The 21,728-nt window shown below is 50.2% G+C and carries 20 protein-coding genes; all 20 read right to left on the bottom strand.

Going from position 1 to position 21,728, the window contains the following annotated elements; translation table 11 throughout:
- Positions 1 to 17 precede the first annotated feature (17 nt).
- Positions 18 to 815: an ABC transporter permease gene (locus J4772_RS27090; RefSeq protein WP_209072236.1), complete on the bottom strand. Its 798-nt coding sequence runs from the start codon at positions 813 to 815 to the stop codon at positions 18 to 20.
- Positions 816 to 1,820: an ABC transporter ATP-binding protein gene (locus tag J4772_RS27085; RefSeq protein ID WP_209072235.1), complete on the bottom strand. Its 1,005-nt coding sequence runs from the start codon at positions 1,818 to 1,820 to the stop codon at positions 816 to 818. It lies immediately after the preceding gene.
- Positions 1,811 to 2,827: a glycosyltransferase family 2 protein gene (locus tag J4772_RS27080; protein ID WP_209072234.1), complete on the bottom strand. Its 1,017-nt coding sequence runs from the start codon at positions 2,825 to 2,827 to the stop codon at positions 1,811 to 1,813. Before J4772_RS27080 ends, J4772_RS27085 begins: the two co-directional genes overlap by 10 nt.
- Before the next feature lie 558 nt (positions 2,828 to 3,385).
- The gene (locus tag J4772_RS27075; protein ID WP_209072233.1) at positions 3,386 to 4,306 is read right to left on the bottom strand and encodes a 3-hydroxyacyl-CoA dehydrogenase family protein; all 921 of its coding nucleotides are present in this window, start codon (positions 4,304 to 4,306) and stop codon (positions 3,386 to 3,388) included.
- 170 nt (positions 4,307 to 4,476) lie between these two features.
- The gene (locus J4772_RS27070; RefSeq protein ID WP_209072232.1) at positions 4,477 to 5,205 is read right to left on the bottom strand and encodes an SDR family oxidoreductase; all 729 of its coding nucleotides are present in this window, start codon (positions 5,203 to 5,205) and stop codon (positions 4,477 to 4,479) included.
- Positions 5,206 to 5,423: 218 nt separating this feature from the next.
- Positions 5,424 to 9,104 (bottom strand): glycoside hydrolase family 9 protein, encoded by a 3,681-nt coding sequence (locus J4772_RS27065; protein ID WP_209072231.1) that lies wholly within the window; start codon positions 9,102 to 9,104, stop codon positions 5,424 to 5,426.
- Positions 9,105 to 9,210: 106 nt separating this feature from the next.
- Positions 9,211 to 9,468, bottom strand: a complete 258-nt coding sequence (locus J4772_RS27060; protein WP_209072230.1) for a hypothetical protein — start codon at positions 9,466 to 9,468, stop codon at positions 9,211 to 9,213.
- A gap of 37 nt (positions 9,469 to 9,505) precedes the next feature.
- Positions 9,506 to 9,877, bottom strand: coding sequence for a cytochrome-c oxidase (locus tag J4772_RS27055; RefSeq protein WP_116063758.1), 372 nt, complete (start codon positions 9,875 to 9,877; stop codon positions 9,506 to 9,508).
- 202 nt (positions 9,878 to 10,079) lie between these two features.
- Positions 10,080 to 12,113: a LuxR family transcriptional regulator gene (locus J4772_RS37420; RefSeq protein WP_209072229.1), complete on the bottom strand. Its 2,034-nt coding sequence runs from the start codon at positions 12,111 to 12,113 to the stop codon at positions 10,080 to 10,082.
- A gap of 156 nt (positions 12,114 to 12,269) precedes the next feature.
- Entirely contained in the window at positions 12,270 to 13,250 is a 981-nt protein-coding gene (locus J4772_RS27045) for a sensor domain-containing diguanylate cyclase (protein ID WP_116063760.1), read from the bottom strand.
- Between the two features lie 31 nt (positions 13,251 to 13,281).
- On the bottom strand, positions 13,282 to 14,085 hold the full coding sequence (locus J4772_RS27040) for an alpha/beta fold hydrolase (protein WP_209077467.1): 804 nt from the start codon (positions 14,083 to 14,085) through the stop codon (positions 13,282 to 13,284).
- A 101-nt stretch (positions 14,086 to 14,186) separates the two neighbouring features.
- Complete coding sequence (locus J4772_RS27035) at positions 14,187 to 14,729, bottom strand: RNA polymerase sigma factor (RefSeq protein WP_116063762.1); 543 nt, start codon at positions 14,727 to 14,729, stop codon at positions 14,187 to 14,189.
- A 153-nt stretch (positions 14,730 to 14,882) separates the two neighbouring features.
- Entirely contained in the window at positions 14,883 to 15,560 is a 678-nt protein-coding gene (locus J4772_RS27030; protein WP_209072228.1) for a TIGR00266 family protein, read from the bottom strand.
- 21 nt (positions 15,561 to 15,581) lie between these two features.
- Positions 15,582 to 16,172 carry a hypothetical protein gene (locus J4772_RS27025; protein ID WP_116063764.1) on the bottom strand — a complete coding sequence of 197 codons (591 nt, stop codon included), beginning with the start codon at positions 16,170 to 16,172 and terminating at the stop codon, positions 15,582 to 15,584.
- Between the two features lie 732 nt (positions 16,173 to 16,904).
- Positions 16,905 to 17,987: a peptide-methionine (R)-S-oxide reductase MsrB gene (gene msrB / locus J4772_RS27020; protein ID WP_209072227.1), complete on the bottom strand. Its 1,083-nt coding sequence runs from the start codon at positions 17,985 to 17,987 to the stop codon at positions 16,905 to 16,907.
- Between the two features lie 14 nt (positions 17,988 to 18,001).
- Complete coding sequence (locus J4772_RS27015; protein WP_209072226.1) at positions 18,002 to 18,550, bottom strand: redoxin family protein; 549 nt, start codon at positions 18,548 to 18,550, stop codon at positions 18,002 to 18,004.
- Between the two features lie 22 nt (positions 18,551 to 18,572).
- Positions 18,573 to 19,292: a cytochrome c biogenesis CcdA family protein gene (locus tag J4772_RS27010; protein WP_247740862.1), complete on the bottom strand. Its 720-nt coding sequence runs from the start codon at positions 19,290 to 19,292 to the stop codon at positions 18,573 to 18,575.
- A gap of 41 nt (positions 19,293 to 19,333) precedes the next feature.
- A complete protein-coding gene (locus J4772_RS27005; protein ID WP_209072225.1) occupies positions 19,334 to 20,374 on the bottom strand; it encodes a sensor histidine kinase in 1,041 nt (346 codons plus the stop codon).
- Complete coding sequence (locus tag J4772_RS27000) at positions 20,371 to 21,078, bottom strand: response regulator transcription factor (RefSeq protein ID WP_209072224.1); 708 nt, start codon at positions 21,076 to 21,078, stop codon at positions 20,371 to 20,373. The genes J4772_RS27005 and J4772_RS27000 overlap by 4 nt, the downstream gene beginning before the upstream one ends.
- Before the next feature lie 73 nt (positions 21,079 to 21,151).
- On the bottom strand, positions 21,152 to 21,631 hold the full coding sequence (locus tag J4772_RS26995; protein WP_209072223.1) for a stalk domain-containing protein: 480 nt from the start codon (positions 21,629 to 21,631) through the stop codon (positions 21,152 to 21,154).
- Between the last annotated feature and the right edge of the window lie 97 nt (positions 21,632 to 21,728).

The following is a 21,728-nucleotide window of genomic DNA, read 5'->3' as shown; positions in this document are numbered from 1 at the left end:
ATAACCACTCCTGAATTTTATCCTCCGAATACAGTTAGCTTTCTTACGGCTATTTTCCAAAACATTTTTCCAAGAATCCAAATAACAATAAACCAAAAAACTTGTATAGTAATTAACAAAACAGCAGTTTTGAAATCGACATTCGTCATGAAAATTGATGCAGGCGTATGAATCAATGATTGAAACGGGGAGTACAACGCTATGTTTTCAGCCCATTTTGGAAAGAAACTTAGCGGGATTAATGCACCTGAAAAAAGGTTAGTAAGTGCTGTTCTTAACGCTACTATTCCATTTATACTTGTGGTCCAGAAACAAAATAGGCTGAATAAAAAAATCAAAGTGAACCTCACCATCAAAGACATAAATATACTTATGACTAATAAGATCAATGTGATAGTATCAGTGGGAATCTGTACCTGAAAAATAATTGCTAAAACAAATCCACTAATAATTGTACTCACTGAAGCTTCCAGTAAACTTGCACCAATAATTTGAGCAAAATTAGCTATTTGAAAACTAATAGGTCTTAATAAATCAATTACAACACTGCCAAGCATTATTTTCTTTGATATTTCAAAATCTGTCTTTAGTGACATTAGGTTTGTACATATGTAAGTTATTAATAGATACTGTTTTATTTCAGCCCATGAAAATCCATTTATTTCGTGGTTAATGGAAAATGCCGTTTTCCAAATGTAGAACATGCACATTATTTGAACAAATCTGAATATTAAGTTATTAAAATAGGCTGAGCGGTAAGCAATTGAATCCAACATTGCTGACTTCATAATTGATATATATTTTTTAACTTTCATTTAGGTTACCTTAACGGATCTTATGTTTATATTTTCGATAACTTGGTTAATACCAGGTTCTTGTATTACGAAATCAATTACCGGAGATATTTTCATTAATGCACTGATTATTTCACTGGCAGTGCATTCAAATTTATCGAATTTAATAATGTATTGCTTATCATTGATTTTTTGCAATTCGCATGAGGGAAAATAATCTAAAACTGATTCAATACGATCCACTTGCTTATCGAATTTTATAGTTATCATTCTATGTTTTGCATACCTATCTTTTGCCTGTAATAGATCTCCATCGTAAATAATAATTCCGTTATCAATTACGATTAATCTTTTACATATGTCTTCAATATCATCTAAATCATGAGTTGTTAGTATTATTGTCGTATCATGTTCGCAGTTCATTTGCTTTATAAACCCTCTTATTTTCTTTTTCACCTCAATATCCAGACCTATTGTTGGCTCATCTAAAAAAACTATTTTCGGATTATGCAATAATGCTGCTGCAATATCTGCCCTCATTCTTTGTCCCAGCGAGAGTTTCCTTGCAGATAAATGACTAAACTCATTAATTCCGAGTAAGTCATTAAACTTTTTTATGTTATCCTTATAAGTGTTATTCGAAATTTCATAAATATGCTTTAGCATCTCAAATGTTTCTATTACAGGTATATCCCACCACAGTTGTGTTCTCTGACCGAATACAACACCAATACTTTTTGTATATTTTTTTCGCTCTGCATGAGGCACGTATCCATGAACTGAAATAAAGCCACTTGTAGGTACTAATACTCCCGTTAACATCTTAATAGTTGTTGATTTCCCAGCACCATTAGCCCCCAAAAAAGCAACTGATTCTCCATTGAAAATTGATAAGTTGATTTTATCAACTGCGACTTTATTGATATAAACTGGTTTTATTAGATGTTTTAATGATCCAAGAAGGCCAACATCTTTTAGTGGTTGTTTATATATTTTCGTAATTTCTTCTAATCGAATTATCTCCATGGAATTTCACCGACATGATTCATATGTTTTCCTAATAACAAAATATAATCTTTTGTAAGATGGTCATTTGAATGTCGATCTATAGAATCTACGATTTTATTTGCATCAATTAAGTTAATTTCACCTTTAAAGTATCGGATGAACAACGCTATTTCGGGATTATTAAATTTCTTCATAAAATATAACAAATTCCTTTCGACTTCTTTCCCCTCCGTAGCCCCTCTCGAATGAATTTGATGATAGTTAACCGCTTCTCGATTTACAACAAAATCATTTCCATCCATTTTAAGTTGGAATGAAAAATCAGTATCCTCTACCCCCCAACCGGTGTAGTTTTCATCAAATTTTAAAGATGAACTTGAGGTGCGATCAAATGCCATATTTCCTGTGGTTGCAAGAATCCATCCAAGGTGAAACCCTTGGAGTTCATCGGTGAAGACTGTTGTAATATCCTCGTAGTTATCACGAGGCGTCCAGAAGTGCCACTTATTCATAGTTGAATAAAAATCTCCAATTAATTCATCAGATGTAAATAAACTTCCCTCACTATTTTTAAGAACTTTTTCAATAATCTCCGGATTTTTTCGAATCATCTCATGGTAAATCTGAAAGTTAACACTCAACTGTTTTTTATAGTATGAAAAAACAACTTGTTTATATCCAATGCTAACTTTTTTCGGTGAATTTGATAATAATTCTAGATGCCGACTTACAAATTCTGGGTTTGGTATTCTGTCGTCATCACTAAATATAATGTAATCTCCAGTAGCAATTTCCATGCCTCTATTCCTTGAATATGAACGACCTTGATTTTCCTGGTATATATACTTAATATTAAGACTTTTACTATACTTATCGATTACACTTTCAGTTTCAGCTTTATTCCCTCCATCGTTAATAATAATAATTTCAAAATCTTTTCTCGTTTGCAATAAAAATCCAGATAAAGTCAGTCCTAAGTAATATTCTTTGTTGAATGTGGGAATGATAACCGATGCCCCAAACATAAGTTGTTCCTCCGTCCTTTTTCAAATACACTCATTTTTTTCCAATAATATAGTATCTAGTGTGTAAATTAAATACCATTTTTTCGGGTTAGGTTGCAAAATTTCAGGTTTATCCATTTAATTTTCCACTTAAAGATTTTTAAAACTTTCATCGAACGAGATCCGAATTAAATGTTCATAGCAAAGTATAGAATATCCTCCGACATCAGGTTTAGTAGGTTTCAGTAGAAACAAATTAACCGAGGCAGTGGATGTAATTCGTGCTCTGCGCTATACTTCGTGGGACAAGTTGAACGTTTCCATTCCATTAATAACCTTTTTTACCACGGCATTCAGCGAAGAAACAAATCAATCCTTCTTTATGCGTCGATGGCTTTATTTTTATGTATCGTATTCGTTTACGGCCAAGTCAGCCCTGGATCGGTACAATAGGGTGCGATTGAATAAAAGCTACAGCCTCCTCCAACTAAGAAGAGAATGTAGCTTTTTCATGCAACCGGAATGGTCACCCTATCGCATGATTGAAACTTACAGACGGATAACCTTGATTCCTCCGAATCAACGACCTGCCGATTCGCGCTTCAACCGAACCAACGCTTGCAACTGCCGCTCAAGCCCATTCACGGCTTCGCCGGCATCATCATAACGATAGAACCCTGCGCCGCTCTTCGCTCCGAGCTGCCCCTCCGCCGCTTTGGCAAGCAAGGATTCCGGCGCGCTCCGGCTTACGCCAAGCTCGGGGAAGAGATGTCCGGTCACCTTCGACCATATATCGAGCCCGCCCAAATCGGCGATTTCGAACGGCCCTTTGAAAGCGTAGCGAAGTCCGAGCGCTTCCTTGACGACCGTATCGATCTGCTCGGCGTCGGCAATTCCATTTTCCAACAGATAAAATGCTTCACGGAGTAGCGCGGCCTGCAGACGGTTGGCGATAAAACCGGGAATGTCCCGCTTGAGCACGACAGGCGTCTTACCGCAGCTGCGCATAAGGTTGACCGTCTCATCGATAATCGCAGAAGGCGTGTCCGGCAATCCGACAATTTCGACCAGCGGAATGAGATGTGCGGGGTTAAAAAAATGCATAATGATCATTCTGTCGCTGAACGGCTGGTTTTCGGCTAAGGTTTCGAGTGCAAAAGTAGAAGTATTGGAAGCTACAATGGCATTATCACGGATATTTTGGGCCAGTTGGCGGTATACCTCGCGCTTGATCTCAAGCTGCTCCGGCACCGCCTCTACGATTAAATCTGCGTTTGCAATCGCTTTCGAGATATCTTCGTAAATACGAACGGAAAAGCGGCTGTCATCTGGACGGCCGGAGTCGTTCATGCGATTATCCTCGAACGAACGCAGCTTCTCATCAAGGACGGTACGCGCCATATGCGGCTCATACAAGCAAACCTCGTAGCCATGCTCCGCAAAGAGCCGGACAATTCCAATTCCCATCGTGCCGGCGCCCAGAACGGCAATCTGTTTCATCCTGACACTCCTCCTGAATGCATCGTTTTGCTTCCATTTTACACGCCGTTATTTTATTGGGGAAATTCATATATACCATAACATTTATTCCAAACTCCTATATATAAGAGGCGGTTCCACCGAAAAAAAAGATGAGGCAGGAGAAATCGCCTCATCTTTTTATTAGTCCCTCACCAGGGCAAGCTGCCCGCGTCGCTGAAGAAGCCGCCCGTTGGGCCGTCCGCTGGCAATGTCGCCAGCCGGACGGCTGTCCGCGCCCCTTCCTCCGGCGTTCGCATGCCGGTGAACCCGTTAAGCGCAGTCGCGCAATAGCCGGGGTCGGCCGCATTGACTTTGATCGCGGATTCTCTTAGATCGTTCGCATAAAAAACGGTCAAAGCGTTCACTGCCGCCTTCGACGAGTTATAGCCGATCATCAGGAAGGAAGCAAGCTCAAAGTTGGGGTCGCTGTTCAGCGTCAGCGAACCGAGCGAGCTGGACATATTGACGATCCGTCCCTGCTCCGACGCCAGCAGCAGCGGCACCATCGCTTTCGTTGTGCGGAATACACCAAATACGTTGGTCTCGTAGACGGCGACCATGGAACGAATGTCGTAGTCGCTCGGGGGCTTCTCATCTACGAGAATGCCCGCGTTGTTTACGAGAATATCCAGCCTGCCGAATTGACCGCGAATAGCGACGGCGGCGTCTTCGACCGATTGCTGATCCGTTACATCCAGATGGACAAACCGGGCGTCCACGCCTTCGCCTGCAAGCCTAAGCTCCGCTTCCATCCCTCGCCTCTCGTCTCTAGCCCCGATCAACACCGTAATGCCCTGCTTTCCGAGTTGTCGTGCGATCTCGAAGCCGATTCCCTTATTCGCGCCCGTTACGAGCGCAATCAATGAAGATTTGCTCATTCTCCTCGCTCTCCCCTCACTGCTCTAAGGGATGTCCCATAAGTAATCAAAGCTGATCTGAACGATGATCGATGATTCCAATAAACCCGTCACAAGGTCATTTCAGGACCGTATGAGGCAGTCTCCAGGAGATAGATGCCCTTCTTTTTTCATCGATAATCTTGCACGCCCCTACTTATGGATCAGCCCCTAGCTCTCTAGACGCTCAACACTGCCGCTTACTCTACGTGAACCTTCAGCCAGCCGTCGCCAATGGCGGATTCGTCGATCCAAGAGCCGCCGCTGTATTTCCCGAACTTCAGGGCGCCGCTCACTTCCGAGGTCAGCCATTCGTAACCGGCGAAATCGGACGTTTGCGACTGACCCAGCACGATCGCATACGTTGCGCCGCTTTCCAGCCCGGCGTATGCGAGCGGAATGCTGACGATGGCATAGTCTTCGCTAACTTCGCTTGCTTTAACAGCCACCGTCGCAAGCGCCTCTCCGATCGGCTTATTGTTCTTGGTCGCGTACAAGCTGGCCGTCAAGCTGCTCGGATTGTTGAACTTTCTGACATTGACCTCGATATGGGTCATCTGTTGGTTCGCATTCGCGGTAAATGTCTGGTATCTGTTCTCTTGATCCCGCGTTTCGCCAAACATAAAGCCGTATGTGCCCTGATGGGAAACGTCGATGATTGGCGACGCCTCTTGCGGCGCCTCTTCTCCAGTCACAGCCGATACAGGAGCGCTCCACTCTCCCGCTCCCGCGCCGCTAAGCGCCCGAATGCGGTAAGTATGAGCCGACCCCGCCGTCAATCCGGCGTGAACGTAAACCGGGATATTCGTCAGCTCATAGTCGATGGAGCCGTCCACCTCGATCTCGTAAGCGACCGCATGCTGCACCGCTTCCCAGCTGACATGAACCGTGGAAGCGCCGACGGCCGTTGCCTGAACCCCAATCGGCGCAGCCGGAATCTGATGCTCCTGCGGGTCCTGCGGGTCCGGCTCATTCGGTTCGTTCGGCTCGGTCTGGCCGCCTTGCGCAACGGAAAGCTTCAGCCAGCCGTAGCCGATATGGGATTCGTCAGCCCATTCGCTGCCCGTATATTTGCCGAAATTCAGATTGCCGTTCACATCAATTTCGGTCAGCCATTCGTAGATGCCGCCTGCGCCGCCAGCCGCTTGGCCCAGCACGATCGCGTATTTCGTATCGTATTTCAATCCGCTATACTTCAGCGGCGCACGGACGATCGTGCCGTCGTCGGATACGGAATTCGCCGCGATCGTTGCGGAAGCCAGCGGATTGCCCACAGGCTTGTTATCGCTCGTCTCGTACAGCTCAACCGTAACGTTGCCCGGCATGCCGCCTCTTCTGAGCTTCACCTCTACGCCCGTCAACGTCGGGTAAGAGTCCGCTACGAACGTCTGGTACCGCTTCACCTGATCCCAGGTTTGACCAAATGTATAGCCGTCCGTTCCGTTATGCGACAGATCGATCTCGCTCGTCGGCGGAGCCTCAGGCGTCGTTACCGTCGTCAGATCGCTCCATTCGCTGGCTCCTCCGCTGTTGATCGCTCTGACCCGATAGCTGTGCGTGGAAGACGAAGCCAATCCCTTATACAGCACCGATGTTTGATTGCCGACGCTCTTCACAACGCCGTCCGCTTCCGCTTCGTAGCTTGTCGCTCCCTCCATCGCATCCCAGCTCAGCAGCGTCGTAAAGCTGCCGGTTGCCGTCGCAAGCACATCGCTTGGCGTCTCCGGTGGCGGAGGCGGCACCTCGGTCGTCGCCGTTGCCGGAGCGCTCCACTCGCTCTCTCCGAGCGTATTTCTCGCTTTGACGCGATACGTATGCGTTGTGCCATGACCAAGTCCTTCGTGCGTATAAGATAAGCTAGGGCCATTGTCCTGCACGACGCCGTCAATTTCGATGTCATAAGCGGCTGCGCCTTGCGTCTTGTTCCACTTGAACACGATCGACGTCGTGCCGGTTGCGTTCGCGGATTCCCCTACAGGTACGGCAGGCGGCTCCGTCGGCAGCGGAGGCGCGGATACGAACTTCGCCAGCAGCTTCACGTAAGCGGCTTGATAATAGATGCCATTCTCGGTAATCTCCCAGGAAGCGTCCACCGTCCGCGGCCAATCCCAGGCAATGCCGTTCCAGTCCTTGTACATCTTCTGTCTCGGCTGTCCCAGCGGCGGCGAAGCCGTGCCGCTGTACTGCATGCTCGGCCCGCCGGGCACGAATCCCGCAGGCGCCAGATCCCATTGCGATCCGTCTGCAAACCAGCTGTGATAAATTTGCGAGATCGAGTTTTCTGCACCGTACTCTTCCATATTGGTCAAGTAGACAAAGCCGAACGGGTTCACGCCGTGGAAGTAATGCAGCGTGTTTTGCGCCCGCTTGTCGAAATTGTCCCGCTTGCTCGGATTGACGTCATATTGAACGAAATCGTAGGCGGTTGCGCCCAATCGCGCCCGAACTTGCAAGCTTCCCCAGTGGTACGCCCAGCCCGGTACATACGAGCGGTACAAATCGTCGTTATCATTAAATCTTTCATCGAAATCCTGCACATCGCGTCTTTCCAAAATATGCGCTTTGACAGTCGGATCGGCGTTCGGCAGCGTTGTGTAGAACATGACGGCATCCGCTTGCTCGCCGTAGTACATGCCCCAATAGCCGTCGCTCATCGCCCACGTCTGCTTGTAATTGTTGACAAAGTACGTATTGTACTTTGCATCGCCGGTCAGCGCGAACAAATACGCGGCGGCAACCGTGGCGATCTGTTCCTGGCTTTCGAGCGACATATCCGCATCGCCCGCTTCGATCTCGCCGTTGTCGGCGTTAGCCGTCTTCGGATTCGCGCGATACCAGTCCCAAGCCTGAATCGCCCGCTCCCGAAGATCGTCGGCATAGCTGCGCAGCGTCGGGAATTTCTCATATACGAGCGCCGCATGGGCAAAATTGAGCGAAGTCACGACCGTAGATGCGGACGCTTTCGGCAAATAGTAGCGATACCGCGTAATCGCGCTTGGCGGATTGGCGAACTCGCCGATGCCGCCGCTGCTTGGCACGCCGACCTTCAGCAGAACGCCGCCGTCGCTTTCCTGCATCTTTTTCAGCCAATCCAGCTCCCACTTCACCTCATCGAGAATGTCCGGGATACCGTTGCCGGATTCGGGGATGTTGTAATCGTCGGAAAATGCGCCGGGCTCCCGCTCGTAAGCGGACAGCAGCTCGTTCACCGGCTGAGCCGTAAACGTAACATATTTGTTATAGTCGCCCGCATCCATCCAGCCCCCGGACAGATCCTTCTCCGTCGCCGGATTGTTGCGATCGAATACGTTTCTCGCCTGCGTATCCTGATGCGGGCCTACGAAGGCGGGACCGTCCGCAAAGGCGGCGCCTGCGTGCTCGGCCAGATGCGGCGTGCCGATCCGCTGATAGTAGAACGTCTTGATCGCCGCTTTCAGCACGTCTTGATAGACGTCCGCCGCGATTCGGAAATTATGGGACTTGGAATTGCCCTGCACATCGTAGATGTAGTAGTCGCCGTCCTCCGTTACGGACGAGAAGTCGAACCACCAGCCCCGGTCGCCCGAGAACGGCTCGGTTGCGCCCTTGTTCCATACTGTCGGCGCTCCCGTGAATACGACCGCATCGTCGCTGACGCGTCTTACCTCGAATACGCTGCCGGGCGAGTACGAATCCGCGCTGTTAAACCCGACTTGCGGATCGACGAGCACGGCGACCTTGTCGCCATTCGGCAAATAGCCGAACTGATCGACCATCATATATTTCTGCACGGACACGCTCGGCACAGCCGCATACGACGGCGCGGGGGGCAGCATTCCAATCAGAAGGGTACTGGATAAAAGCGAAGTGCATAACAAACGGCTTGTTTTACTTTTCAACACTGTTGTCAACTCCTATTCTTGTTCAATAGCTCCTATCGTTATGAGCACTCTCAACAGCAGAGAGGCGGCTTTCGCCCTTGTCGCGTGGCCGAAGCCAACTGCTCCATCAGCGTCTCACACTTCCGGGCGGAGACGATGAGACTTCTTCACCGTCCGCCTCAGCCGGTTCGCCTTGCAGCTCTGCAACCGACTCCGGCTCAAGCACCGCCTGCAGACTGCGCATCATGCTTTCCGAAGCTTCGTCGACAGCCAGCCGCTCCGCTGCAACCAGACTCGTTTCTGCGGTTTGCGCCATTAATCCGCCGAGCCCGATGGCGACAGCCAGCATCACTTTTAACGCTTTACGTCCCCAATCTCTCATCATCGCTTTCCTCTCTCCTTTCCGCGCAGTGTTGCCGGTGTTACCGCACATGTTTAAAGGCATTGATCATGAACAGGATGACGCCTGCGACGACCATCACGCTGCCTACAGACACGATCGGTATCATTGCCTTATCGCCCGTCAGCAGCATGGCCGCAAGCCCAGCCATCATAATCGGAATGCCGATCATGTGCAGCCAGAAGTGCCATTTGCCAAGCTTGGACGCCGCTGCATTCGGGAACAGATGATACACAATTCCTCCCAACGCCATAGACACCCAGCCAAGCAAGTTAATATGCGCATGAACCGGACTAAGCGTGTAGTCCTCGCTGATCGACATCCCCATCCCCATCAGCGCGCCAAGTACAAAATAGATGGCGGAACCTGCAATCATCTTTCTGGACATGTTCATTCTCCTCTCATCCATGTGAAATTTACTCTATCACCGTTGATCGAATCCCGATATTATACGCAAGTATACTTTTGCATCCGATCGGTTCGCCGCAACGCAAAAAAACGCCTTACGGCGTTTTCCGGACAAAGGATATGACGAGACTCCAGCCTGCCTCGAAATCGAGACAGGCTGGGGGAAGAGGGGACACGGCCAGAGCCGATCAGGCGCTGCTCGATTTCCCGACAAGCAGCTTGATCAATTGGCCTCGGCCTTTGACGGCCAGTTTGTTGTAGATGGAACTGACATGCTTCTTAACGGTAATTTCGCTTACATACAGCTCGGCGGCAATCTCCGCGTTCGTCATCCCGTCCAACACGAGCGAGACCACTTCCCGCTCCCGTTCCGTCAGCCGATCGTCGAACTTGCCGCCGGTTGTTTCGGCTTCGAGCGGAACTCCGCTGCGCCTCAGCAGCAAACCGAGAAATTGTTCGAGCTTCTCTCCGCGCGTATCGAGCACAAAGGTAGGCGTCGGGGTCCGCCCGTCGTAATTGCAGTGCAGCAAACCCGGTACGTCCTGGAACCCCAGCTCTCGATGAACGGTATCGAAAAAAGGCACCGGAGGCGGAGACGTCACGAACAGTCCCCCTGCATACATATAAGAAAACATCAGGAACATACCTTCAATAACCAAATCCGGATTGCCCCAATCGACGAAGTCGATCGAGCGAATAAACCATCCCGCCTGATCCAGCGGCGCAGTCTTCAGCCTGTCGTATTCGGCGGGCGTCAACGAGGCCAGGTATGGCCCGGCGAACGGATCGGCGCTTAGAGCCGGCAAGGTTGCCGCATGAATCGGAATAATGACGGCCAGTCCGACGGCTTCCCCGCTCGCGGACCGAAGCAGCATGGCCGAACGGCGGTCGAGCGCAAGCCATGCCCGCAAATCCAAATCTTTAACCGCCAGAGCCATATCCTCACGAGCTTCGCTGTTCTCGTAATGTTCATCGGTCTCCGGATCGACCAGCACCAAATCCAGCGGCGTCGCCGCCTGATTCCTTCTGCTGAGATAGCGTTCGCCCTCGTCGATATTGGCCATGGTCAACGGCCCCCATGCATAACGGCCGCGCGCCTGCGCCTGAATAGAGGTACGCACGAGTCCTCCTCCTACATAGTAGAGCAGTTCCCCGACTTCCCATTCCGTATTGCGATAGGTCGACGAGTGGCGAATCCGGGCCGCAAAATATTGGGCCGCCCTCCCCCTCAGCCTCTCGCAATAAACCGGCGTGCGTTCCTCAAGCTGCTTGCGCATCGTTCCTCTAACGAGATCGTGGAGCATCCAACCGCGATTCGTGCGTCGTACAAAAGACAGGGCAATCAGCCGTTCGAACGACTCATCGTCGATTTCCTTATCCATAATAAACTGCAATACTTCGCGATTGACATGCAGCAGCATGGCGGCGGCCTCGACCAGTTGGCGCAGCTGAGCGTCCGGCACCTCGCGAAGCCAGGCTTTCGCCAACTGCTCAAACCATTCCGCCTCGTCCGCCGAGCCGTTCGTCCAGTCCGCCTGAGCGTCAACGAATGCGGCGAGCGACAGCGCAAGCGGGTGCCCGCGCGTCTTGTGCCAAATGCGCGAGATGTGCTCGTCATCCGTCATTCCCAATCGCTGCAAATAAACGCCGCATGCCGTCCTGCTCAGATTGTCGAGGGGCATGTAGCGAATTCGTTCGCGCAGCGCCGGCGTAACGATCCATTGGTCCTTCAGCTTATATCGTCCAGCAATGAGAAATAGAACGCGGGGAGGCAACCGCTTGCAAAATTGCTCGCGCAGCCATCCGTCCAGTTCGCCCATTTCTTCATACGTATCCAGCGCAATAACGACCTTGGCCGTCTCGGAGATGCGGCGCAATTCGTGCAAGCATGTATCGAGCGCATCCCCCTGCCTATCCGGCCCTCTCTCCGCCTCTGCTTGCCCCCCCTTCATCTGGCGCAGCAGTCGCTGGCAGAATTGCTCGGCCGTATGGTTGAAGTCGCGGCTGTCGAGCAGCAGCATCCGCGCCCCCGACCGCTCCGCCAACCTGCGGTACGCATCGAGCAAAAAGCTTTTGCCTGTTCCGGCTGTGCCGTAGATGCTCCAGATTCGTTTGTCGTCGCTTGGCTCCTCGGACAAAAAAAGGTGAAACAGCGCCAACTGATCGTCCCGTTCCGCAATAAATTCGTCGTCCCGTTCGTCGTAAATCCCTATCGTATGCATGAGCAGGCTCACACCTTTTTCAATAAAATCCCCACTCTATACAGATTAAACCAAACACACGACAAAAAGTAGCCTGAAATAGAAAAAGGGAACGGATTTGTCGACTCTCCCAAGCCACAAAGCCATCCCTTCGAATGCAAATATTCTATCTTTCACTTAACCTACATTATCCTGAGCAAAAGTGACCCGGTTCCTTCCATCCGTCTTCGACCGATAGAGCGCCTGATCCGCTCTGGCGATGAGCGTTGGCGCCGTATCTCCCCAGCCGGCCGTTGCCGCTCCGACGCTGATCGTGATGCGGAGATCGCCCATATCCGTCCGCTCGGCCGCCAGACGATAGCGCTCGGCCGCCTGAACGGCGGCGTCCCGGTCTGCATTCGCCAGAATGACGGCGAACTCCTCGCCGCCGTACCGCGCCACGATATCATTGTCGCGCGATTGCTCTCGCAGCAGCTTGGCGAGCCGTCTGAGCACCTCGTCTCCAATGGGGTGACCGTACGTGTCGTTCACCTTTTTGAAGAAATCGATATCGAGCAGCAGCAGCGAAAACGGAACGTCGGCACGCTCGTACGTAGCGAAGCTCGCGGCCAGGCTCGTCTCGAAATGCCTGCGGTTCCATGCTCCGGTTAACCCGTCCGTATAAGCCTGCGCCTCCAGCGCCTGATTGACGGCCACCAGCTTCTCCTGCTTCTCCTCCAGCTCCGCATGAAGCCGAACGAGCGCCTCGTGCGCCTCGTCCTTCGCGCGGTTAAGCTCCTCCAGCTTTTTGGCCGCGACCAGCATATCCCGCTCGTGATCGATTCGCTGCTTCATCGGCAGCAGAAACCCGTCGATGACAGTCTCCCCATCCCGCTCGGCGCGAGCCGCGCTCATCAATACCGGCGTCTCCTGTCCGTCCTTCGTTTTCAGGCCGAGATAGATTTCGTTTGCCTGTCCATTGAGCTGGAGCATCGGATAAAAATAAGTATGATAGAAGATGCGGTTGGCTGCCGTCAATATGGTCTCCATATGCCGCCCGATCAGTTCCTCCCGCTCAAACCCTAATGCGCGCAGCAGCGTCCGATTCATCTCCCGAATCTCGCCCGCGCCGTTCAGACAGAGATACCCGCACGGCGCTTCGTTCAATAGCTCGTCCATGTCTTCGCAACCCTTCCGTATTCTCGCGATGTTAAGAGGCCAAGTAAGCTTGGATCAGCCTCGTTGTCTCCTCCGGGTGGCTCAAGTGAGGATAATGCCCTTTCGCTTGCATCGGGCTTAACGTGCTGTTGTTCAGATGGGCATGAAGATAGTCTCCGACTTCCTTCGGCGCAATGCTGTCTTCCGCGCACTGGAGAATAAGCGAAGGCACCGTCACTCGTCCCAATTGCTCGCGGAAGTCCAAGAAGAACGTCGTTTCGGCGAACTGTCGGGCAATCTTCGGCTCGCTGGAGCTGAAGCTATGCTCCAATTCATTCGACAGATCGCCGCGCTTCGGATTGTTCAACACTATCGGAGCGAGATAGTTGGCCCAGCCCATAAAATTCATCTCCATCATTCCCAGCAGGCCGCGAATGTCGCTCTCGTCGAACCCGCCGTAATAATCCGGCAAATCGTTCAAATAACGCGGAGACGATCCGATCATAATCAGACGGCTGAACAGCTCCGGCCTTTCGATCGAAGCGAACGCGCCGATCATTCCGCTAACCGAATGACCGACGAATATCGCATCCCGCAGCTTCAGAACCTCCGCGATCTCCAGCACATCCTGCGCGTAGCCGCTTATGCTGCCGTATCTGTCCTCGCGATAAGCGCTATGGTCGGAACGGCCGGAGCCGACGTAATCGAACATAACGACCCGGTAGTCCCGCTCGAATTGTGGGGCGACATAGCGCCACATCGTCTGATCGCAGCCGAAACCGTGCGCGAACACAATCGTCCGCTCCCCTTCGCCCGTAATTTTAAGGTTGTTGCGATCTCGTATACTTGTCGTCAATCTTCTGTCTCTCCCTTTGCGATATGCGCCCATCCGATTACGTCCGGGCAAGAAGAAAGCCGAGAGGTCCGCCGCTTGCTCCGGACTTCTCGGCTTGCCGATCAACTTTTCTCCAGATGCTTCTTGAGCAGGTCTCGTCCTCGCTTCAAGCGGGACTTGACCGTATTCATTTTCACCTGGTTCATCTCCACAATTTCCTCCATCGACATATCCAGCACGTACCGCTGATACACCATTAGCCGATAAGCCTTCGGCAGCTTATCGATCGCCGCGAGCAGATGCTCGGAGGTTTCCTTCAGGATCAGCGCGTCCTCCGGGCGGCTCGCTTCGGCAATCTGATTCTCCCAGCCTTCGTGGTACATCATCGGATGGTTGAGCGTCAGCTTGGTCTTCCGCTTGCGCAGCATGTCGATGCAGATGTTCTTTGTCGTCGTGAAAATGAGAGAGGAGATTGAGCCTGCAGGATCGAGACGTTCGAAATTCACGTAGAGCTTAAGGAACGTCTCCTGCACAGCCTCCTCCGTATCTGTTGTGCTGCGCAGGATTTTCCATGCGAAGCTGAATATTTTATCTTTGTAATGCTCGAATAATTGCTCGTAAGAAACGACCGGTAAACCTCTGCCGACTGCAGGCTGCATATCCATAGGCTTTGCACCTCTTCTCCGTAAATCTCAGTATTCTCCATTATACCATCATAGAGCCTTCCTGTTCGATATTCACAGAAAATTCGCAAAACCTTTTTTTAATCCGAAAAGGAGGGCTTCACCGACATTTCTTAGACGTATTTTGTGTACAACTTATCTGCTCGGAATAAACTTTCTAATCCAGCTGCCGAAGCCCGAAGGGTTGCGGGTCTGAATAAGCACGACCCCTTCGCCGCGGAATCTGCATACGAGGCCTTCGCCGCTTGTGATGCTGGAGAACCAGCCTTTGGAAGCTTTCTCGATCGAATAGTGCATGTAATCCGGCCAAGCGACGAGATGACCGTTGTCGATGATCCGCTCTTCCCCCGGCTCGATATTTACCGCATGAATCGATCCGTACGAAGATAGAAACACGGTTCCCTTTCCGCTGATCTCGATAATGAAGAAGCCTTCTCCGGACAACAGGCCGCGGCTCAGATTTTGCATTTTCGTATTAACCTGAATGCCGCTCGTTCCCGCAAGGAATCCGTCCTTCTGTACCATCAGCCGGTAAGACCCGTCCAATTCGACGGCTTGAATGTCCCCGATGGACGATGGAGCGAGCAGCACCTCTCCGCCGCCGCGGTTCGCCGACAGCTCCTGGAAGAAAAACTTCTCCCCGCTGAGCATCCGGCCCAGTCCCGCCATCACGCCCCCGTCGGCCGTACCTGTAACGTCGATATTGGGAGACATCGAGACCATCGCCCCAGATTCGGCCTTAACACTTTCTCCGGCCTGCAGTTCAACCTTCAACATAGCAAAAGCGCCCTGATACAACAGATCGTATTTCACGAAAATCCTCCTAAATATAAGTTAAAATCGACGTCCGCGCGAGAAGTCGTCGCCAAAGCCGTCGCTGTCTCTTTTACTCGTCAGCTCGCCCAGCCTGCCGAACGCTTCTTTGTAGATCCGCGTAATCTCCTGTACTTTATCGAACTCTTCGTCGCCGGGCCCCAGATTTTGATAAAACATTTTTTGCAGCACGGTCTGATAGATCTGTAGACGCTCCTCAACCCGCCGCTGTTCCTGGTCGATAATTTCCGTCAACGAATGCTGCTGCACCCAACGATCGATCTCGTCCCCCACACCTTGCTCCGCTCCTCGATCCCGTTCGACTCGTTCCGAGGGAATCCGCTCGAAGCGATCGTTCGAAACGTCGACAGAGGTCCGCAACTGCGAGAGCAAAATGCGCTGCTTCGCCAGCATTACCTGAAAAACTTTGTTGCCGAGCAAATCGGCGACGACCAGGCGGCACATCTCCGGGTTCCCTAGCAAGGTGGCGTCGTAAGGATGCAAAATCCACTGCTCGTCCCTATAAAATAAGTTAAACTCGAACCAAGCTCCTCCGTAATTGAAGCGAAGGTTAATCGTGGAGGAATCCAAAATTTCAAAGGTAAAATCCAAGAGCGCGACTCCTCCTTCTCCTATCTGATCTCTCTCAATTAATAATAAACGGAATAGTCAGGCAATACTAGTCTTACCTCTTAAGAGTCGTAGGATAGAGATTCGGAGTGCGCGGAGATTCCCTAATTTCATAGCTGCCGAACAAAGCGGATTTTTCGCATTATTTTCGAATACCGGATCGATTCGACGAGATTAGGGCGGGTTTCCCGCTTTATTTTTCAAAAAATTCACTTTTCCCGATTTTAAAACGGACAATCCGCTCTATTTCCCTCAAAATGGTCTGTTGACCGCATTTAAGGCGGATTTTCCGCTTTAGCACCTGTTCGCCCAACTGACTCGTCCACGTGGCAATTGGATCTGCAATCTCAGTTGACGCTTTCTTGACAAGTGACAAGGCAGTCTGGCAGTAACAGACTTGTCCATTAAGCAGCAAGGCCGGCAGACCGACCCAAATAGGGCGGCCAACCGGCCTTGCCTGTATATTCTGCCTGCATGCGCACACCGTTCGGTTCCGTTATTCCTCCATCGTCTCGGCGACGGCTTCCGTCTTCTCGCTGCTGGCCGCCACGATCAGAAACACGATCACAAATCCGACCAGCACGTTCATCAGCATGCCGCTCATCCTCTCTGTGAGTCGAAGGCTCTCGTTACTCACAGTCTATCCGCTGCAGAGCAGGAATATGATGGCAGACAAGTTGTCATAGGAAAAATCTATTTTTGTTTGCCAAGTTTCTATTCCATAAACGACAATAAATAACCGTAGTTTTCTTCCTCCATCTTGTCGAGCGGAATAAATCGGATGGATGCGCTATTAATACAATACCGTTTTCCGCCACGATCTGCAGGACCATCATCAAACACATGCCCGAGATGAATTTCGCCTGATCGACTTCTTACCTCCGTGCGATCCAGCCCAAAGCTCTTGTCCTCCTTATAGGTTACAACCTCGGGGACAATCGGCTTCGTGAAGCTCGGCCACCCGCAGCCGGAGTCATACTTGTCTTGACTGCTAAATAACGGTTCTCCTGTTGTAATATCGACATAGATCCCCGGTTCGTAATTATCCCAATACTCGTTGCTGAAAGCATGCTCCGTATCGTTGTTAACCGCTACCGCATACTGTTCGCTCGTTAATCTTTCCTTTAATTGTTCATCTGTCGGACGCGGGTAATGCGCGGGATCGATAAAAATCTCCTGCCCATCCAAAATACTTAAATCGATGTGGCAATATCCGTTTGGATTTTTCTCCAAATAGTCCTGATGATATTCTTCTGCCAGATAATAGTTCTGCAGAGGCAGCACTTCCGTTACGATGGGTTGGTCATACTTCTCTTGCTCTTGAGCTACAACCCGACGAATGATCTCTGCATCTTCAGGCGACGTATAATAGACTCCCGTTCGATACTGAATGCCTCGGTCGTTTCCCTGCTTATTCACGCTGGTGGGGTCGATCACTCTGAAAAAATAATCCAGCAGCTTCTCCACCGTAACTTGCTCCGGATCATATTTCACATGAACGGTCTCGGCAAAGCCCCGGTCCCCGCGAATAACATCTTTATAGGTCGGGTTTTCTCCTTCTCCGTTTGCGTAGCCCGAGGTTACATCCCGAACTCCATTAATGCGGGACATAAACGCCTCCACGCCCCAGAAACAGCCTCCCGCCAAATACAGGTCTCCAAGATGATTTTCCGACAGGCTCATCGCTTCGATTGCCGGGGAGGACGTGGAAGAAGTACGGCTTGCCTCCCTGCTTCCGCATGCAGATAGGGCTATGGCTAGAATAAGGAGACATAAGCGTAGTCCGGCGCTTTTCATCACGTGATTCCTCCTCACATCATTTCCTTCAAAACATCCATAATCTGTTCGTTCGATGCATGACCTGGAGCGGATTTCACCAAAATTCCGTCCGAGCCAATATAAAAGGAGCTTGGGTAAGCTCTCACTTGGAATTCCTTGGCCCACACCCCGTTTTCATCCAACAGAACGTTCAGGTTTTCATAGGGCTGCTTGCTAAACCATTTCGTAAACTCCTTCGACGGTTTTTCTCCTTTGTAGCCCGGTGCGACGATGGTGACGATCTTAAAATCATGGTCTTGACCGGCTAAGGTATTCAAGTCTTCCAGACCGGCGAGACAAATGGAACACCAGGAGGCCCAGTATTTCACATATACTTTCTGTCCTTGGAAATCCGCTAGCCGGAAGGACTCGCCATCCAGATTGCTTAATGAAAACTGCGGCGCAGGCTCGCCCTTATTCATGCCGGTTGACGAGCTCATTTCGGATGTTTGCGAGGTTTGCTTCGTACCGCATGCGGTCAAGGCCAACAATAAGCCGACAATCGCGAGCATAGCTCCCGCCCATTTCAAAGCGTTTTTCATCCCGAACTCCCCCATGGATTGATTATTGAAACCAGCCCACTATCGTATTAAGCCGATCGGTCATTAACAGCAATCCCATCAGCATAAGAATGCAGCCTGACGCCACTTTAATAGCTCTCATATACTTGTACAGACGGCGGATTCGCTTGAGGAGATACCCCGAAAATACGGAGATCGCCAAGAAAGGAAGAGCCAAGCCGAGACTATAGAGCAGCATGAGAAATCCTCCGTAGACAGGAGAACCTTCACCTGCCGCGATACCAAGTACAGCAGCCAATACGGGACCGATGCAGGGCGTCCATCCGAAGCTGAAGGTCAAACCAAGCAGAAAAGCTCCGATATATCCGCCCGGTTCGATTCCCTTGTTTGATAGTCTCTTTTCCCGCTCCAGCCATGACAGCTTAATCCATCCCGTCTGATAGATCCCAAACAGCACAACGATTGCTCCGCAAATCGCCAGAAACCGCGGACTTGAAATCCATTTGCCAAGAACGCCGGAACCAAAGCCGAGTAGAATAAACACCGCGGATAGCCCAAGCACAAACAATAACGTGCGCAATAGAAAAGCGGACCGAAACCGAACCGAGCCGACGCCAGACTGCTCCCGATCCGCAGCATCGACGAGGTTTCCCGACAAATAGGACATATATACCGGCAGCAACGGCAAAATACATGGCGATAAAAACGATAATACACCCGCGCCGAATACGCCGAAAAGGAAGATAAAATCACCGGACAACATCAATCACCCCCTGCAGATACAAGGCTTATTCAACACCAGGATTAGGAGCTCGTATAGATCGGAAGCGTAAACCAGAAGCAACTGCCGGTTCCCTTAGTGCTGTATACCCCAATTTCACCGCCATGGAGTTGAACAATAGACTGAGCGATTGCAAGGCCAAGCCCGGCGCCTCCATTGTTTTTGCTGCGCGATTTATCAATTCGATAAAACCGTTCAAATATACGCGAAGTCTCCGACGCTTCAATGCCTTGCCCCTCATCCCTAATCGAAATTCGCAAGTATCGCCCCGTCTCGGCGGCGGATAATCCGATTTTTCCGTTCTCAGGGGAATACTGAATGGCATTTTGCAGCAGGTTGGACAGAACTCGCTTAATCTGCGCAGGCATAATCATCGCTGCCGGCAGTTTATCGGGCAGATCGATCTCTACGTCCAGCTTTTTCTCGGCGAGATGAAATGAAAAGCTCTCCAATGTACCGATTAACAGTTCATCGACATGATAGGGCTGCGGTTCGAAAGTTTCGCCCTTCGCTTCCAGACTCGATAATTCAAATAAATCGTGAATAAGTCCGCCCAATCGTTTGGTTTCCAGCCGAATGGTGTTCAGGTAGCGTTGAAAGGTGTCTTTGTCCTTAATGACATCGTCCTCCAACGCTTCGACAAAAGCTTGAATGGATGCCAACGGCGTCCGCAAATCGTGGGAGACGTTCGCGATCAGTTCTCTCCGAGCGGATTCGGAGTGATGCAAGCTGTCGAAGCTTTCCTTCAGTTTGTGGCTCATCCCATTAAATTGCTGCGCCAGAAGCTTAAACTCTTGCGGTCCGATCAAGGGGACTTCGGTATGGAAGTCCCCTGCGGCAATTCGAATGGTTTGTTGTGAAATTCGCGCGATGGATTTCTCAAGCGGCTTGGTCAGTAAATATTGAAGCAGAAACGAAAGCAAGCCTACTCCTGTTGTGATGCCGGACAACCAATAAAATTGCTCAATGGAGAGCAGCATTCTGGAATAACTGACAAACAAACAAATTAAGAGTACGCCAATCCCCGCCAGACTGGACAATAATAAGTAAGTACGAAGTTTCATAAGTGGCCGTCACCCGCAAACTTATAGCCGATACCCCATACCGTCTTAATATATTTCGGATTGGAAGGAATCTGTTCAATCTTCTCCCTTAATCTCCGAATATGCACGGTAACGGTAGTTGTATCTCCCTCATAGCTGAAATCCCACACTTTACTCAGAATCTGATTTCGGGAAAATACTTGATCGGGATGGCTGGCCAGCAAGCTCAACATTTCAAATTCTGTAACCGTAAGCTCAATGGCTTGCCCGCCGATTTCCACAATTCGCTTGGCCGTGTCGATTGTAAGTCCTTCGTATTTGATGAGGTGCCCCGATGCTGCAACGGGCTTGACCTGTACATAACGCATCCTGCGCAGGATAGCCTGCACCCGCAAAACGAGCTCTCTTGGACTGAAAGGTTTGGTCAAGTAATCATCCGCGCCCATAGTCAGCCCCATCAGACGATCCTGCTCCTCGCCGCGCGCAGTTAACATCACAATCGGAATATCCTCGGTTTGACGAATCTCGTTGCACACTTCCCAGCCATTTTTATGAGGCATCATCAGGTCGAGGACGATCAAGTTCGGCTTTTGACTGCGCCATAGCGCCAATGCCTCTAAGCCGTCTTTCGCGGTCGAGACGAGATAACCATCCCTTTCCAGATATCTGCGGCAAACATCTGTAATGTTTGTATCGTCATCGGCAACCAGCACTCGATCATTCACACGGACCCACCCCATATTCCGAAAATACATTTGACACAATCATAACATATGGCGATAGCCTGCTTATTCAAATTTATTTCATAGCTTTGACAGGCATTAGATATTGAGAAATGAACGCTTCCGAGACATAAGTACTGCTTCGGGAAATCATAGGGGCAGTGCTCAGACTAACTTCCATCCCATCCACTACGATTTTTTTCGAACCGATCCATAACTTAATCATTTCTCCCGCCGGCTTCATGCCGCTTTCCATCATCGTTTCTTCTTTCATCATGCCGTCTTCCATCATGGTGTCGTTTTTCATCATGGTGTCGTCGTCCTTCATCATCATATCGTCCATTTTGCCTTTATAGGCCAACGTTACCGATCTTTCTTTGGCGTTCCATTGTATGCTGTAGCCGTATATTTCCGCCGCCTGTCTTAAGTTATAAAGCTCCATTCCGTCCTTTTTAATCGTTGCAATGCCTGCGGCATTCGCGATTCCCGAGAATACCAACGACAGCATCAATATCGCCATAATCATTAATGTCGTGCCTTGTTTTCTTTTCACCATGTTTATCATCCTCCATTATTTTTTCTTACATGGATTAGAATAAGGAGGATAACTTACGATTCTCTAAGCTAAGTATTACAATTGTATTAAGACAACA

Origin of the sequence: Cohnella sp. LGH, assembly GCF_017671885.1 — a bacterium.
Classification (GTDB): domain Bacteria; phylum Bacillota; class Bacilli; order Paenibacillales; family Paenibacillaceae; genus Cohnella; species Cohnella phaseoli.
This window is presented reverse-complemented; position numbering and strand designations above follow the sequence as displayed.